We start from the raw sequence: 14,738 nt of genomic DNA on the forward strand, positions 1-14,738 counted from the left end.
GGCCCTGCCACGATGGTGGGAACCATCGATCCAGAGCAAAGACGGATACTCATGTTTAACGGTCCCGTGCCCGAACCCGACCCTAGCCAGTTCCCCGGACCTGACGGTGCCTTTCTGGAGGACTTCGCCACCTTATGCGCGTTCGGTGCTACGCCCGGCGGTGGGGTGGACCGGCAGGCCGGTTCGCCAGCAGATGGCGAGCAGCGCGCATGGCTGACGCGGAAACTCCAGGACCAGGGCTTTGAGGTGGAGTTCGACCGCGTGGGCAACCAGTTCGGCCTGCTGGAATTTCAGCCCGGCGAGCCATACGTGCTGGTGGGTTCTCACCTCGATTCCCAACCAACAGCTGGGCGCTATGACGGTGCGTATGGAGTTCTCGCAGCGGCCCATGCTGCGTTCCGACTCGCGGCCGAGTGGCGGGGCCGGGAGACGGCTCCTCGGTACAACCTGGCCGTGGTGAACTGGTTCAACGAAGAAGGGGCCCGGTTCAAACCGTCGATGATGGGCAGTTCCGTGTACACCGGAAAGCTGCGGCCAGAGGATGTTCTGACCACCTCTGACCCGTCAGGCGTCACCGTTCGAGAAGCGTTAGCGGCCACAGACTCTCTGGGGCAGGGCGGCGGACCGACTGCCGCATATGCCGCCGAGATCCACATCGAACAGGGCCGCAGTCTGGAACGCGACGGTGTTGCCATCGGGGTCGTCGATTCGAACTGGGCGGCCAACAAGTACGAGTTCGACGTGGGAGGAGAACAGGCTCATACCGGGTCGACCGTCATTGCCGACCGACACGACGCACTGCTGGGGGCGTCAATGCTGGTCGTCGCGGCACGGGAGATCGCCGATCAATTCCCTGAGGGGTCCGTCCACACGTCGGTCGGCCAGCTCGACGTCTATCCGAACTCGCCCGTGGTCGTGCCTTCGCGGGTCACGCTGCTCCTGGACTTGAGATCCGCGGATGAGGAACTCCTCGCCCAGGCTGATCAGTTGCTGCTCCAACACATCGAACGGATCGAACGCGCAGCACGGGTCACGATCAGCAGATCCGGGTCCCATTGCTGGCCGGTGACACCCTACCAATCCGAGGGTGTGGAGCTGGCCGAGAAGATGGCCGCCAACTGCGGTTTGACGTATACAGGGGTCAAGACGCTGGCCGGTCACGATTCCACCAATCTCAAGGACGTGGTGCCCACGGTGATGATGTTCGTTCCCTCCGTGGAGGGCATCTCACACCATGAGCACGAATACACCACTGACCGGGATGCCGTTGCCGGACTCCGCGTACTCACCGAGGTGGTCCGCAGCCTCTGCCGCGGTGATCTCGATCCTCAATAGCCGTTCTTGGCCTACTGACTCCGCTCGGTCACGCCGCACCAATCGGCGATGAACAGAGCGATCGTTTTCGTCACTCGACGCACGGACTCGAGGTGCACTCGCTCATCGAATCCGTGGATCGCCTCGGACACCGGTCCGTAGACCAGCGCCGGGATCCCCGCGTAGAGGGCAAAGACCCGACCGTCCAGGTATCCCGGTGTGGTGAAACTCTCCAAAGCTGAGCCAAAGGTCTCCTGGTGTGCGGCCTCCAGAGTAGCCTCAGCGTCCGAGCCCTCATCCAGTACGTAGCCCTCGGAGAAGAACCCCGTGCGCTCCGCGGACACTGCCGCGCCGAATTCCGTGGTGCGGACGCATTCTTGGATCTCTTCCCATGCCTCAGCGGCCGGGATGCCCGGATAAAGTGCCGCACGCACGTCGAACTCGCACCAGGACGGAACGCTCGAGGGCCAGTCGCCACCGGAGATCATGCCGATGTTGAAGTTGATCGGGTGATCAACATCCTCGAAGTACCGGTGGTTGGCCCGCTCGGCATTCCACCTCGACTCCAGTTCCCGCAGGGCGCCCATAACCGAGTAGGCCGCATCGATCGCGTTGAAGCCCGAGGCCATCTCCCGCACGTGGGTGGGTTTGCCGGACACGCGGACCCGGAACCAGACCACTCCGACGTTCGCCCGGACCAGCATGTTCTCTTCCGGCTCCGGGATCACCACGGCATCTGCGGTGTACCCGCGCTGCAGCGCGGCCAGTGACCCGTTGCCGGTGCACTCTTCTTCCACCACGGACTGGAAGTGAATAGTCGCATTAGGCGAGAATCCGGCAGCCTGAACTGCATCGAAGGCGAAGAGATTGGCGGCGAGACCGGCTTTCATGTCACCCACTCCTCGCCCATGCATCCAGCCGTTCTTGACCACGGGATCCCAAGGATGGTTCTCCCAAGTCTCTTCGGGACCGGTCGGAACAACGTCGACGTGCCCGTTGAGGATGAGCGAACGTCCTTGCTCCTCTTGTCCCTCCGGGGCCGTGTAGGTGCCGACGACGTTGGTGAGGTCCTCGAAATCGACCGTGGTGGGACCGTACCCCACATGAGTGCTCAGGCTGTCGCCGTCGAGCGTCCACTGGTCGACGGACAGCCCGCGTTGTTGGAACTGAGCGACCATGAGGTTCTGTGCGCTGGCCTCAGCAGATCTCAAGGAGGGGTGCCGAACGAGCTCCGCCGTGAACTCGAGCTGTTGGTCAAAAGCTGCGTCTACGGCGTCGGTGATCCGGCGCGCGGCATCGGGGTCCAGCATGGTTTCTCCTTATCGAACGATCGACTTGTCTTTGATGCGAAGACCTTCGCCGACATATCCACCCGCTGCGGTGATCAGTGCCACGACGATCAGCAGTAGTGCTGGACCCCAGGACGCCCCTCCGGAGGCGCCTAGCAGAGCCACCGCGATCATCGGCAGGAATCCGCTCAGTGCCCCGGCCAAGTTGTAACCCAGCGCGACGCCGCTGTACCGCAGGTGTGGCGGGAAGAGCTCCGTCAACAGACCGCCCCTGACCGCGTAGGCCAGGGAAAGCACGGCGATGCCGACCGTCACCGCGAGAATGATGGCTGCCGGGTTGCGCGTGTCGATCAGCCAGAACAGGGGGAACGCGGCCACTGCGGTGAAGACGCCGCCGACCACGGTCATGCGACCGGGTCCCATCCGTTCGCTGAGACGTCCCACGAACAGGATGACGCCGATCTGGACGACGGCGGCGATCAGGGTGGCGTTGACCATGAGTCCACGGTCCATGCCGAGCGTATCGGTGCCGTAGCTGATGACGAAGGTGGTCATGATGTAAAACCCGCCGACGCCCAGGAAGGCGGCCATGATGGCCACGATCAACCGCCCCCAGGCTTGACGGAAGACGTCGATGGCCGGAATCTTTGCGCGTTCCTCCAGCTTGACCAGTTCCCGGAAGATCGGTGATTCTTCCACTTGCAATCGGATGTACAGCGCGATCAGCAGAAGCGGGAATGCCGCCAGGAACGGCAACCGCCAGCCCCAGGAATCGAAGACGTCGGAAGGCATGAGCAATACGAGTGCGAAGGCGCCGGAAGACATCAGTGTGCCGACCGGTGAACCGACCTGCACCAGCGCCGCATACCGGCCGCGCTTCTCGAGTGGGGCGTGCTCCACCGCGATGGTCATCGCGCCGCCCCACTCGCCGCCCACGGCAAGGCCCTGGACCAGGCGAAGGACCGCGAGCATGATGGGTGCTGCGAGACCGATGCTGCCGAAGTCTGGGATCACACCGATCAGACCGGTCGCCGCGCCGATGGAAACGATGGTGATCAGTAGCGCTGGACGACGGCCGAGGCGGTCCCCGATAAATCCGAACAGAACGGCTCCGAGTGGCCGGGCGGCGAAGCCGACGCCAAACGTGGCGAACGCTGCCAGCGTCGCGGCAGTCGGATCCAGCGAGGTGAAGAACAGCCGGTTGAAGACGATGGCCGAAGCTGTGCCGAAGAGGAAATAGTCGTACCACTCAAGGGCGGTACCGACGAAGGCCGCACGAGCGATCCTTCCGGCCTCGGCCCCGCTGACCACAGGTACGGCTTCGTCCGCCTCGGGAGTGTGATCCTCTGATTCCATGTTCAGTCGCCTGACCTTTCGAAATGTGGCGCGTATGGGACGGTGTGGTGGGTTGTCTGCAGATGATCGACATGGTTCTGTCCGAAGACGCAGATCCCCTCGAGCAGGGTGGCCAACACCGTAATCTGACCGATCTCCTCGGGGGGCACCTCCACCGGGTGAGCCGACAGGAAGACGAGATCGGCGAGCTTCCCGCGTTCCAAGGTTCCTCGGCAGTCCTCTTCACCCGCGGCCCATGCCGCATCGACCGTGTAAGCACGCAAGGCCGTTTCAGCGTCAACGCGTTCTTCAGGGCCGATCGTTGCTCCACCCGAGGATTGACGCAACACCATGGACTGCATACCCAGCAGTGGTGCCCCGGACGCTACCGGCCGATCCGAACTGCCGGGGACCCGCACTCCTCGGTCGAGGAAGGACCGATGGCGGTACACCCACGGTTCTCGCTCTGCGCCGACCGCATCCGCCATGGTGTCGCCCACCTCGTACAGGAACCGAGGTTGCGGCACGGGTGTGATCCCGAGAGAGGCAAAGCGATCCAGCTGATCTGGTCGCACCATGCCTGCGTGTTCAATGCGGTGCCGTGCATCGGCCCTCGGCATTTCTTGCTGTGCGGTCTCGAAAGCGTCCAGAGCGACGTCCACTGCGGAGTCACCGATGGCATGGGCGGCGACATTCCAACCGGAGCGGTGCGCCTCCACGATCCGCCGCATCAGCGTTTCGGTCGAGAGTTGGAAACTGCCCGTGCCGTGGTCGCAGAAGGGGTCGGTCACGGCAGCCGTGCGACCGATCAGGGAACCGTCCATGAAGATCTTCATGGCACCGATCCGGACGCGGTCGTCTCCGAATCCTGACGCGATACCGAGATCCAGGCCGAAAGTCGACCGGTCTGCGCTATGGCACTCCAGCGCGTGGAGGGCGTCACTGGCCACCATCAATTGGACGCGGGTTCTCAGTAGTCCGCGATGGCGGGCGCCGACATAGGCGGCGAGTTCCACTGCGCTGCGGCCGATCCACCCACCACCGATACCAGCCTCCACCACGTGTGTCAGGCCCTCCGAGGCATAGATCGCGCTGGCCTCACCGATCGCGTCGATCAGGTCTGTCACGGGGTACGGCACCACCAGCGCCGTGACAAGCTTCTGAGCCTGTTCTTCGAGCAGACCCGTGGGCCCGTCGGAATCTCGGACGACGGTTCCACCTTCATAAGTCGGCGCTGAACCGTTCAGGACGCCGGCTCGTTCGAGCACCTCGGTGTTGACGGTGCACATGTGGCCCGATCGGTGCTTGAGCCACACCGGACGATCCCGCGCGATCCGGTCCAAATCCGTGCGGTGAGGATGGCCCCCCAGGATCGTGTCGTCGTAGCCGGATCCCACTACCCAGGCGTCTTCCGTGAGTCCGGACGCACAGTCGGCGACGGCGTCGAACAGTTCGTCCAAGGTGCGGCAGCCGGACAGATCCACCTCGGAGAGGGACTGCCCGAACCAAGCCATATGATTGTGCGAATCCCCAAAGCCGGGAACGACGACGGTGCCCGCGCAGTCGAGCGTACTCCGTGCGCGGAGCTGGCGGACCTCGTCGTCGAGTCCGACGATCCGGCCTTGGAATATCCCCAGCGCGTGCGCCGGGGGAGCACCATCGACCATCGTGAAGATGCGCCCATTAATAAGTTTCAGATCTAGCATGATCCTCCACGGATCTCTTCCTCAGGTAGCCGGCAAAACAGTTCACCTTTGTCAATCGTGGCTGGGATCACAACACCGGGCAATGGATAAAGACAGTGTGCTAAGTCTCTATAATGGGCAAATGCCCAATGAAGACTCGCTCGACACTCAGGAATTGAGCCGTGGACCGGCCACTCGATCGGTGTTGGCGGATGTGGTGGCTGGCTGCTTGGCTGACATCGATCAGATTGCGACAGACTTCCTGGTGGAGGTCCAGGAGATCGAAGGGTATCCGAGTTCCACTGTGGTGGCACAAGACCTGGAGGAGACTGCAGTCGCCTCACTCGAACTGCTACTTCGGCTGGTAGGTGATCTTCCGATGCCTGACCGGTTGACAGGGATGTCTGAAGCGCTAGGGCACCGCCGCGCACAACAAGGTGTCCCTCTCGAGTCTCTGTTGCGGGCGGTACGCATGGACTTCCGAATTCTGTGGATGGCGATGCTGAAGAAGGTTCCCTCGGCGTCCCTGCCGAACTTCACTGAAGACGCTGTCCGAGTGTGGGAAGCAGTGGAGTTCCACACCGTGCGAGTGCATGCCGGCTACCTCGATGAGTTGGCCACCATGGCCCAAGAGAAAGAGTCCCAGCGCGCTTTCCTGCTGTCTCGTCTTCTGAACTCTGACGGAAAAGACCCGCAATTGGTGAGTCAGGCGGCCCGCGCTTTGGGCGTGAGAGCAGATAGCAACTTCACGGTTGCCGTCGCTGCCGAGCATGCGCAGAGATCTTTCCGGGCCGGAGTTCGCCGGGCCGGCGTCGAGCACTTCCTTCACGAGCGCGACGGCGCGCTGATTCTCATTCTCGAAGACACGCTTCTCCCGCCCGGACGTGGATTAGAAGGAGGGCGACCCTGGCTTGCCGCACTCGAGTGCTTCGTGTCACCCACTGCGCCGACCTTGGCCGAGGTGCCTCTGATGCTCCGGATCGCGCTGGAGTCTGTGCCCGCGATGACGCCCGGAACTTCTGGTCAGTGGGCTGTAGGGCACGCGTGGGGGTATGTGGCGGCCAATCGGCTGGGGGAGTACGGAACTGTTCTGGCGAACTCTGTCTTCGGGGCGCTCAACACCATCTCGGCGCATGAGCGGGATCGTCTGTTCGAGACGCTCCACGCGTATTTCCGTTCGGGGTCGGTTTCGGACGCTGCCAGCGAGCTGTACTGCCACCGGAACACGGTGCTGAACCGGCTTGCCCGTTTTGCGCAACTAACTGGCTACAAGCCGACCAACCCTCAGGACGCCGCAACGGTCATCGCCGCACTTCACACCAAGCGCCTCGTGGACGATTGATGCGTGGAGATAGTGTGTCACTGCACGGGGTGTGATCCATACGGATGCTCCGCTGGCGTTGTGTCAGTAGAGGTGGGGGAGTGATGCTACTCGAGACCGCAGGGCTGTCGCTGCGGCCGTGGCGCATTTCCGACGCTGCCATACAGCGTGAGCTCTGGAGTGGACGTGACCCGCGGTTGCCCGCTGCGCGGCGGATAAGCGCTGATGGTCGGCCGACCGTGGAAGAGCTCGAGGAGCGCATCCGCGCTAGTGAGCCACCGGAACAGCTCGGCTTGCTGGCCGTAGAGCGTCAGGATTCCCGGGACATGATCGGCTACTGCGGACTGGTCGCCGGAAGTGCCCCGGAAGGTGAGCTGGAACTGGCGTTCGAGTTGCTACGTCGGACATGGGGTCATGGTTATGCGACCGAGGCGTCCTGGGCGGTCATCGACTGGGCTACGAGAACTGGCCACCGGCGGCTGTGGGCCACGGTGTGGGACTGGAATGTCGCCTCACGTCGGGTTCCGTCGAAGCTGGGGTTCAGGGAGACAGGGAACGTCGAGCATGATGACGTTCACGGTGACAAGGTTTGCACGGTTAAGCACTTGATTGCGGAAAGTCCTGTGTGACGCGTGAAGCTGGGTCCAGAGGAGGGTCCAGAGTGCACTGGGAGACCCCGAGCGAAACACAACATGACATAATGTAGATTATCGGCGTTGCACGGTGAGTGCGAGACGAAACCGATTCAGGCGTTCTGATGCGGTCGCCGCGGCAGTGAGCTGACGTGCCCGGACTTCACGCTCCCGAAGCGTCTCTGCGCCACGGCCTCTGACTGATTCGCCACCGGGGCAGAGACGTGAGGCTTCGTGCTTCATCTGCCTCGCGCTGGCCTGGCGTTCCTCCGGTCAGGACGGCTCCCACTCCAGTGCGCACCGTCGAGAGGCCCTGAAGAGCCACATAAGTTGACATAATTCTGCAGGCGGTGGTCCCGGCCTACCCCAGTGGTACAGGCAACAGCCCGCGTCCAGTGTTGTGCGCGACGTCGGCCAGTGCAGAATCGAGGTCCGGGAATCGGAAAGCATATTCGGAACCCAACAACACCCCCGGATGCACCCACCGGCTTTTGAGTACCAGCTCTGCTTCGGTCTGAATGGTCCGCGCACCCAGCTCGAGAGACCACGCCGGCAACGGAAGGCCGACTCGCTTTCCAGCGCCGCCGAAGTATTCGCGAACTCGCGCCATCAGTGCGGCGTTGGTAACCGCCTCCGGTGCGGCCAGATTGACCGGACCGGAGATGGACGGGCGGTCCATCACATGGCGCACCGCGCCATAGACATCGTCCACATGGATCCAACTGAATCGCTGTTCGCCGTCGCCCTGCCGCCCACCGAATCCCAGGCGACTGAGATTAATGATGGGGTTCAATGCTCCCCCGGTGCCCAGGGCGATTGCCGTTCGCAGGGCCACTTTACGAACGTTCGTGGGAGCATCAAGCAACTCCTGCTCCCACGCTCGGGCCACTGCAACCGAGAAACCGCTGCCGACGTCGCCGGATTGTTCGTCTTGGGGCCGGTCTCTCGCATCCCGGTAGATCGTCCCAGTGGAGGAATTCAGCCAGACCGACGGCGGCGCGGTGCAGCCGGCCAGGGCCTGGCCGAGCAACCGCGTGGTCTCAGTGCGTGAGCGCAGGATCTCGTCCGCGGTGCGCTTGGTGTAGCGACAACTCACCGATCGACCCGCGAGGTTGATCAGGGCGAAAGAGCCCTCCAGTACGGAGGTGAGTTTGCCTACGCCGTCAGACCACTGGGCATCGTCGGTGGCACGGCGTCCAATGGTTCGGACGTGAAACCCGTCCTGGAGGAACGAATGGCGCAGATGAGAACCGATGAATCCTGAAGCGCCGGCGATGACGACCGTGCGGCTCGTCGTGATCTGGTCATGATCCACGAGGGTCCTCCGGTGGGTCGTCTGCGTTGTTCGTGTCACCGATGGCGTTGGATCGCGCAGTCATACGGTCCAGCAGCGCGACGGCGTCTGCAGCCAGTCCCCTGCCGACAGGCAGTTTGGCCAGGCCGATCGCTCGTGCCAACAGCGGCGCGAGGCCGTCCACCAGCATGCGGCTTCGGTGCTGTCCGTCACTAGGGTCGAGGACCCAATGAAGGGTGACCCCCAGATAGGCCAGCCACAGTAACTGCGGCAGCCGCTCCCCCAGCACTCCGCCGGGCGTTCCCCGCGATGCGGCGACGGCCTCCGCCATGAGCTCGACAGCCTGGTCGCGCGGGGCGGCGGATTCCGGCGAGAACGGACTGATGGAGTCGCGGTCGGCCAGAGCGGGAGCCAGCATGCTGGAGCCGAGTCCGTGGTAGGGCGTCATCACGTCAAGGCCGGTATGCAGAACCGTTGCCAGGTTCTCTGACAACGGCGCGCCCTGCCGCAATCGTGGCGCCGCCAGTTCCCGATGTTCCTTTTGAATGCGGACGTAGAGCTCCTGGACCAGTTGGTCTTTGCCGGAGAAATAGTAGTAAGCGTTGCCGGCCGACAATCCAGCCTCGGAAGCGATGCCGCGCATGGTGGTGGCGGCGTACCCTTTCTCGCGAAATTGCCGCAGGGCGGTCTCCAACACCAGCTCGCGGGTGCTCTGTGCCTTGCCTGCCATGGCCCCACCGTATCGGGGTTTTAAACACGTTCAAATAGTGCTCTGTTCATCGCTGCACGACGACCCCTCACACTCTGCGCGTCGGCACCGTACCGTGATGACCATGAACACCACCGCGCGGACCGCCCTCCGTGCCGCTGCAGGATTCGGCTACGGCCTGGCCATCGGTCTCACTGCCCTGGCCGCCATCAAGCTGTGGCAGTCCATCGACTATGTCCGCCTCGGGATGCAGGCTGTCCGGGCGGCGGGATTCGTGGAGAAGTGCGCCACCGTCAACGGGGTCACGATCAACTATGCCGAAGGCCCTGATAACGGCCCTCCCCTGTTACTGATCCACGGGCAGATGACCGACTGGTCCACCTATATGAAGGTTCTCCCGCAACTGTCCCAGCAGTTCTATGTCTATGCCATCCACTGTTACGGTCATGGCCAGTCCGAGCGGGTGCCCGAGCGATACACCAACCTAGCCATGGGCCATGACCAGGCGCAGTTCTTGCGTGAGGTGATCGGTGAACCCGCCTTCATCTCCGGCAACTCGTCCGGAGGACTGCTCGGCATCCAGATTGCCCTCGAGGCACCGGAGCTGGTGCGCGGACTGGTCCTGGAAGACCCGCCCTTGTTCTCCTCGCAGTACCCTCGGTTCCCCTCCACTGCCGGATACGACCTGCCGAGACTGGCCCATGAATTCCTCGCCAGCGACGAGACGGATTTTCCGGCCTTCCACGTGGCCCGCTCGTCCTTCGTCCGGCTCTTCGGAGACCTGGCGCCGATGATGATCCGGCACGCCACAGCCCAGCGCGGACAGCAGCCGCCCCAACCCATCCACTGGTGGTATCTGCCGCCGGCGATGAACGAGATGTATCGCGTCCTCGGGAACTACGATCCCCTGTTCGGCGAGGCGTTCTACACCGGGGCCTGGCATGACGGCTTCGATCACGCCGATGCTCTGGCCACTCTATCCGTGCCGACCACGCTCATCCACGCCAACTGGCGCATGGACCCCTCCGGGGAGACACTCTTGGGTGCCATGAACGATGACGACGCCGCCTACGCCCGCGAACTCATTCCGGAGGTGGACTTCCGCCGGGTCAACGCCGGCCACGCCGTTCATGCGGATAAGCCGCGGCTCTTCACCACGATCGTGGAAGAGACCGCTGGGTTGCGCTGAAGGTCGACCTCCGTGGAGTCACACTCCGACGTCTCGGTGGCTGGCGAGATAGCTTCCAGACATGACGAAACTTGGATCTGGACGTGGCCGCGTTGCGGTCACCGGCGCAGCTGGTTCCCTCGCGCGAGACATCATCCCTGGGCTGCAGGCCTCCGGTCACACCGTGATCGGTATTGACCGGTTCACGCCGGAAGAGACCTCTGGGACGGAGTGGTTCGAATGCTCCATCAATGACCGCGCCGCCCTGGCGCGCGCGTTCGAGGGATGCGACGCCGTCATCCATTTGGCGGGCATCCCCTTGGAGGCCGACTGGGACGCGATCATGACCACCAACATTGACGGCACGCAGGCCGTGCTGGAGACCGCCTGGAAAGCCGGCATTCAGCGGGTGGTGCTCGCCAGCTCGATCCACGCGGCGGGCTATGTGGAGATTCCCGACGACGGAGTCGTCCCTGACGACGTGACCGTCCGGCCGAACACGTTCTACGGGGCGAGCAAGGCCGCGCTGGAGGCCTTGGGCCGTCTTTACCATGACCGGCACGGAATGGACATGTACTGCCTGCGGATTGCCTCGCGGTTCGCCCGGCCGCAGGGGGAACGCATGCTGAGCACCTGGTTGTCCCCGAACGACGCGGTGCGGCTTTTCGACGCCTGTCTGACCACGCAGAACGGCGGATTCCACACGATCTGGGGTGTCTCGGCCAACACCCGCAGTTATCTCTCCGCGTCTGGCGGTGAGGCGATCGGTTACCACCCTCAGGACAACGCAGAAGACTTCGCGGCCGAGTTGCTCGAGGCGGGCCGACGCGATCCATCACTGCTCGCGTCCGAATGGGATGAGAAGTACATCGGCGGCGTCTTCTGTTCCCCGGCTCCCCCGCGAATTGACGATCACTAGGTAGGGGCCTTCGGTCAGCTCTGCACGTACTCCGCCAGGTGCCGGCCCGTCAGCGTGCCTCCGTCGTTGCGCGCCCCGGCCACCAGATCGGCCGGCGCGCCCTCGAAGACGACCCGGCCGCCGTCGTGCCCGGCCCCTGGCCCCAGATCGATGATCCAGTCGGCATGGGCCATCACCGCCTGGTGATGCTCGATGACGATCACGGTGGTCCCGGCGTCCACCAGGCGGTCCAGCAAGGCCAAGAGATGCTCGACGTCGGCCAGGTGCAGTCCCGTGGTCGGCTCGTCGAGGACGTACACCTCCGCCGAGGCGCCCATCTCGTTGGCGAGCTTGAGTCGTTGCCGTTCGCCACCGGAGAGCGTGGTCAGCGGCTGCCCGAGCTTCAGGTACCCCAGCCCGACGTCGGCCAACCGCACCAGAATCTTGTGCGCGGCCGGGATCCTGGCCTCTCCCCCGGCGAAGAACTCCTCAGCCTCAGCCACCGACAACTCCAGCACCTCGGCGATGTTCTTGCCTCCCAGCCGATAGTCCAGCACCGCGGCCTGGTAGCGCTTCCCATCGCAGTCCTGGCAGGTGGAGGCCACCGTGGACATGAAGCCGAGTTCCGTGTAGATCACCCCCGCACCCTTGCACGTGGGGCACGCGCCCTCGGAGTTCGCGCTGAACAGCGCCGGCTTGACGCCGTTGGCCTTGGCGAAGGCCTTGCGCACCGGCTCGAGCAGCCCCGTATAGGTGGCCGGGTTCGAGCGGCGGGAGCCCTTGATGGCACTTTGGTCCACCACGACGACTCCCTCGCGTCCGGCCACGGAGCCGTGGATCAGGGAACTCTTGCCGGAGCCGGCCACGCCAGTGACCGCCACCAACACGCCCAGCGGAAGGTCGACGTCGACGTTCTGCAGATTGTTGGCGTCCGCCCCGCGGACCTCCAGGTGTCCCGTGCCGGAACGGACTGATTCCTTGAGCTCCGCCCGGTCGTCGAGGTGCCGCCCGGTGAGGGTGCCGGAGGACCGCAGTCCCGCCACGTCGCCCTCAAAGGTGATCTGGCCGCCCTCGGTTCCGGCGGCCGGACCCAGATCCACCACGTGGTCGGCGATCTGGATGGTCTCCGGCTTGTGCTCGACCACCAGGACGGTATTGCCCTTGTCCCGGAGCTCGAGGAGTAGCTGGTTCATTTTCTGGATGTCGTGCGGGTGCAGACCGATGGTCGGCTCATCGAAGACATACGTGACGTCCGACAAGGAGGAACCGAGGTGCCGGATCATCTTGGTCCGCTGCGCCTCACCGCCGGAGAGGGTTCCGGCCGGGCGGTCGAGGCTCAGGTAACCCAGGCCGATGTCCACGAAGGCGTCCAGGGTCTCGGCCAGATTCTTCACCAGCGGCGCGACGGATGGGTCCCGCAATTCGGTGATCCAGGCGGCCAGGTCAGAGATCTGCATCGCACACAGATCCGCGATGTTCCGCCCCTGGATGCGCGAGGACCGGGCTTCGGGGGCCAGCCGGGTGCCTTCGCAGTCGGGGCACGTCGTGAACGTCACCGCGCGGTCCACGAATCGGCGGATGTGCGGCTGCATGGCTTCGCGGTCTTTCGAGAGCATGGAGCGCTGAATCGAGGGAATCAGCCCGAGATAGGTGAGGTTGATGCCCTCGACCTTGATCTTGGTGGCTTCGCGATACAGCAGATCGTGCTTCTGCTTCTTGGTGAACTTCTTGATCGGCTTGTCCATGTCGAAATAGCCGGAGCCGGCGAAGATCCGCCCGTACCAACCGTCCATGGAATAGCCGGGAATCGTGATCGCGCCCTCGTTGAGGGACTTCTCCTCGTCATAGAGCGCGCTGAGGTCAAAGTCGGTGACCGAGCCCCGCCCCTCGCAGTGGGGGCACATCCCGCCGAGCCGGTTGAACTCGGCTTTCTCGGCGATGGTCTTGCCACCGCGCTCGACCGTGATCGCCCCGCTGGCGGAGACCGAGGGCACGTTGAACGAGTAGGCGTTCGGGGGACCGATGTGGGGATCGCCGATGCGGCTGAAGAGAATGCGGAGCATCGCGTTGACGTCCGTGGCGGTGCCCAGGGTGGAACGCGGGTCGGCGCCCATCCGCTCCTGATCCACGATGATCGCCGTGGTCAGTCCCTCGAGCACGTCCACCTCGGGGCGGTCCATGCTGGGCATGAATCCCTGGACGAAGCTGGAGTAGGTCTCGTTGATCAGGCGCTGCGACTCGGCGGCGATCGTGCCGAAGACCAGAGAACTCTTGCCGGATCCGGACACCCCGGTGAAGACGGTCAGTCTGCGCTTGGGAACGTCGAGGCTGACGTCCTTGAGATTGTTCTGTCGTGCTCCCAGCACCCTGATCGTCTCGTGCCGGTCGGCAGGATGGCGGGCGGATTCGGCGGTTGTCGTGCCGGGGCGCTCTGCGGAGATCTCGGACGATGGCATGGCGGCTCCAGGTGCGTCGTGGGCTAGCTGAGGTCGTCGGTGTTCAGTGAGAAGATCACGCCGCTGCCACCGGGCCACGTGGCCCACAGACGCCGGGTTTCGGCGAGGTGCTCGGAGCCGGGCTGTTCCGGGTCGGCCACGATCCGGTGCACCTGCACCCGGCCGGCTCGCTCCGGCAAGGGACCCAGGACGGTCACGCTGACCTCGCTGGCCTCGTGTCCGATGTATTGCCCGTCCTCCTCATAGAGGTGAACCTCGGCCTGCTGCTGGACTCCATCGAGGGTGCGCTGAAAACAGGCGGTGGCCACCGGATCGGCCATCGCGTCGTACGCCCACCGCTGACCGAGGACGGCGTGATCCACGGTGCCGATCAGATACGGGTCCGCGCCCTCCAGTGGCGCACCACGGAAGGACATCGGCACATGGAGCACCTCGTCCTGGCCTTCTCGTCGCACCAAGTGCCCCTCGATGCCGACCTCGCCCTCCGGGTCGTCGAAACGGTAGGTACCGACCTTCTCCAGGGGTCCCTCTCCGGACCACGGTTGCTGGGCGAGCCAGGTCTCCAGGAGCTCCTCGGTCGAGGGCTCTTGGGCTGCTTGGTAGACGGTAGCCATGCCCAACAGTGTACGGGGGCGCC

12 protein-coding genes are annotated in these 14,738 nt (G+C 64.0%); 5 read left to right on the top strand and 7 right to left on the bottom strand.

Annotated elements, in window-relative coordinates; all coding sequences use genetic code 11:
• Positions 1–51 precede the first annotated feature (51 nt).
• The gene (locus tag ACFQQD_RS08300) at positions 52–1,335 is read left to right on the top strand and encodes a M20 family metallo-hydrolase (RefSeq protein WP_378088206.1); all 1,284 of its coding nucleotides are present in this window, start codon (positions 52–54) and stop codon (positions 1,333–1,335) included.
• 11 nt (positions 1,336–1,346) lie between these two features.
• Here ACFQQD_RS08300 and ACFQQD_RS08305 read toward each other — a convergent pair whose 3' ends face one another.
• From ACFQQD_RS08305 to ACFQQD_RS08315, 3 genes are read right to left on the bottom strand one after another with little or no spacing between them, the layout of a single operon-like run.
• Positions 1,347–2,624, bottom strand: coding sequence for an ArgE/DapE family deacylase (locus ACFQQD_RS08305; protein ID WP_378088208.1), 1,278 nt, complete (start codon positions 2,622–2,624; stop codon positions 1,347–1,349).
• Positions 2,625–2,633: 9 nt separating this feature from the next.
• Positions 2,634–3,959: an MFS transporter gene (locus ACFQQD_RS08310; RefSeq protein WP_378088210.1), complete on the bottom strand. Its 1,326-nt coding sequence runs from the start codon at positions 3,957–3,959 to the stop codon at positions 2,634–2,636.
• A 2-nt stretch (positions 3,960–3,961) separates the two neighbouring features.
• Positions 3,962–5,644, bottom strand: coding sequence for an amidohydrolase (locus ACFQQD_RS08315; RefSeq protein ID WP_378088212.1), 1,683 nt, complete (start codon positions 5,642–5,644; stop codon positions 3,962–3,964).
• Here ACFQQD_RS08315 and ACFQQD_RS08320 point away from each other — a divergent pair.
• Both ACFQQD_RS08320 and ACFQQD_RS08325 read left to right on the top strand, forming a co-directional pair.
• Positions 5,643–6,965 (top strand): PucR family transcriptional regulator, encoded by a 1,323-nt coding sequence (locus tag ACFQQD_RS08320; protein ID WP_378088214.1) that lies wholly within the window; start codon positions 5,643–5,645, stop codon positions 6,963–6,965. The two genes, ACFQQD_RS08315 and ACFQQD_RS08320, sit on opposite strands and share 2 nt — an antisense overlap.
• A gap of 83 nt (positions 6,966–7,048) precedes the next feature.
• Entirely contained in the window at positions 7,049–7,573 is a 525-nt protein-coding gene (locus ACFQQD_RS08325) for a GNAT family N-acetyltransferase (RefSeq protein WP_378088216.1), read from the top strand.
• 364 nt (positions 7,574–7,937) lie between these two features.
• On the opposite strand, the gene ACFQQD_RS08330 is transcribed toward ACFQQD_RS08325, so the two are convergent.
• Both ACFQQD_RS08330 and ACFQQD_RS08335 read right to left on the bottom strand, forming a co-directional pair.
• Positions 7,938–8,891, bottom strand: a complete 954-nt coding sequence (locus tag ACFQQD_RS08330; protein ID WP_378088218.1) for a TIGR01777 family oxidoreductase — start codon at positions 8,889–8,891, stop codon at positions 7,938–7,940.
• A complete protein-coding gene (locus ACFQQD_RS08335; protein WP_378088220.1) occupies positions 8,881–9,600 on the bottom strand; it encodes a TetR/AcrR family transcriptional regulator in 720 nt (239 codons plus the stop codon). Before ACFQQD_RS08335 ends, ACFQQD_RS08330 begins: the two co-directional genes overlap by 11 nt.
• A 103-nt stretch (positions 9,601–9,703) precedes the next feature.
• On the opposite strand from ACFQQD_RS08335, the gene ACFQQD_RS08340 reads away from it, so the two are divergent.
• Both ACFQQD_RS08340 and ACFQQD_RS08345 read left to right on the top strand, forming a co-directional pair.
• Positions 9,704–10,768 (top strand): alpha/beta fold hydrolase, encoded by a 1,065-nt coding sequence (locus ACFQQD_RS08340; protein WP_378088222.1) that lies wholly within the window; start codon positions 9,704–9,706, stop codon positions 10,766–10,768.
• A gap of 61 nt (positions 10,769–10,829) precedes the next feature.
• Positions 10,830–11,666, top strand: a complete 837-nt coding sequence (locus ACFQQD_RS08345; RefSeq protein ID WP_378088224.1) for an NAD-dependent epimerase/dehydratase family protein — start codon at positions 10,830–10,832, stop codon at positions 11,664–11,666.
• A gap of 14 nt (positions 11,667–11,680) precedes the next feature.
• On the opposite strand, the gene ACFQQD_RS08350 is transcribed toward ACFQQD_RS08345, so the two are convergent.
• Together ACFQQD_RS08350 and ACFQQD_RS08355 are read right to left on the bottom strand one after the other, a co-directional pair.
• Entirely contained in the window at positions 11,681–14,101 is a 2,421-nt protein-coding gene (locus tag ACFQQD_RS08350; RefSeq protein ID WP_378088226.1) for an ATP-binding cassette domain-containing protein, read from the bottom strand.
• Positions 14,102–14,124: 23 nt separating this feature from the next.
• Complete coding sequence (locus ACFQQD_RS08355) at positions 14,125–14,715, bottom strand: hypothetical protein (protein ID WP_378088229.1); 591 nt, start codon at positions 14,713–14,715, stop codon at positions 14,125–14,127.
• Between the last annotated feature and the right edge of the window lie 23 nt (positions 14,716–14,738).

The sequence above is a fragment of the Citricoccus sp. GCM10030269 genome (assembly GCF_042665635.1).
In the GTDB taxonomy this organism is placed as follows: Bacteria; Actinomycetota; Actinomycetes; order Actinomycetales; family Micrococcaceae; genus Citricoccus.

Excerpts from the sequence above, each read along its gene's own strand:
- ACFQQD_RS08300 (WP_378088206.1), top strand. The coding sequence starts at position 52 with ATGTTTAACGGTCCCGTGCCCGAACCCGACCCTAGCCAGTTCCCCGGA.
- ACFQQD_RS08305 (WP_378088208.1), bottom strand. The coding sequence starts at position 2,624 with ATGCTGGACCCCGATGCCGCGCGCCGGATCACCGACGCCGTAGACGCA.
- ACFQQD_RS08310 (WP_378088210.1), bottom strand. The coding sequence starts at position 3,959 with ATGGAATCAGAGGATCACACTCCCGAGGCGGACGAAGCCGTACCTGTG.
- ACFQQD_RS08320 (WP_378088214.1), top strand. The coding sequence starts at position 5,643 with ATGATCCTCCACGGATCTCTTCCTCAGGTAGCCGGCAAAACAGTTCAC.
- ACFQQD_RS08315 (WP_378088212.1), bottom strand. The coding sequence starts at position 5,644 with ATGCTAGATCTGAAACTTATTAATGGGCGCATCTTCACGATGGTCGAT.
- ACFQQD_RS08325 (WP_378088216.1), top strand. The coding sequence starts at position 7,049 with ATGCTACTCGAGACCGCAGGGCTGTCGCTGCGGCCGTGGCGCATTTCC.
- ACFQQD_RS08335 (WP_378088220.1), bottom strand. The coding sequence starts at position 9,600 with ATGGCAGGCAAGGCACAGAGCACCCGCGAGCTGGTGTTGGAGACCGCC.
- ACFQQD_RS08340 (WP_378088222.1), top strand. The coding sequence starts at position 9,704 with ATGAACACCACCGCGCGGACCGCCCTCCGTGCCGCTGCAGGATTCGGC.
- ACFQQD_RS08345 (WP_378088224.1), top strand. The coding sequence starts at position 10,830 with ATGACGAAACTTGGATCTGGACGTGGCCGCGTTGCGGTCACCGGCGCA.
- ACFQQD_RS08350 (WP_378088226.1), bottom strand. The coding sequence starts at position 14,101 with ATGCCATCGTCCGAGATCTCCGCAGAGCGCCCCGGCACGACAACCGCC.
- ACFQQD_RS08355 (WP_378088229.1), bottom strand. The coding sequence starts at position 14,715 with ATGGCTACCGTCTACCAAGCAGCCCAAGAGCCCTCGACCGAGGAGCTC.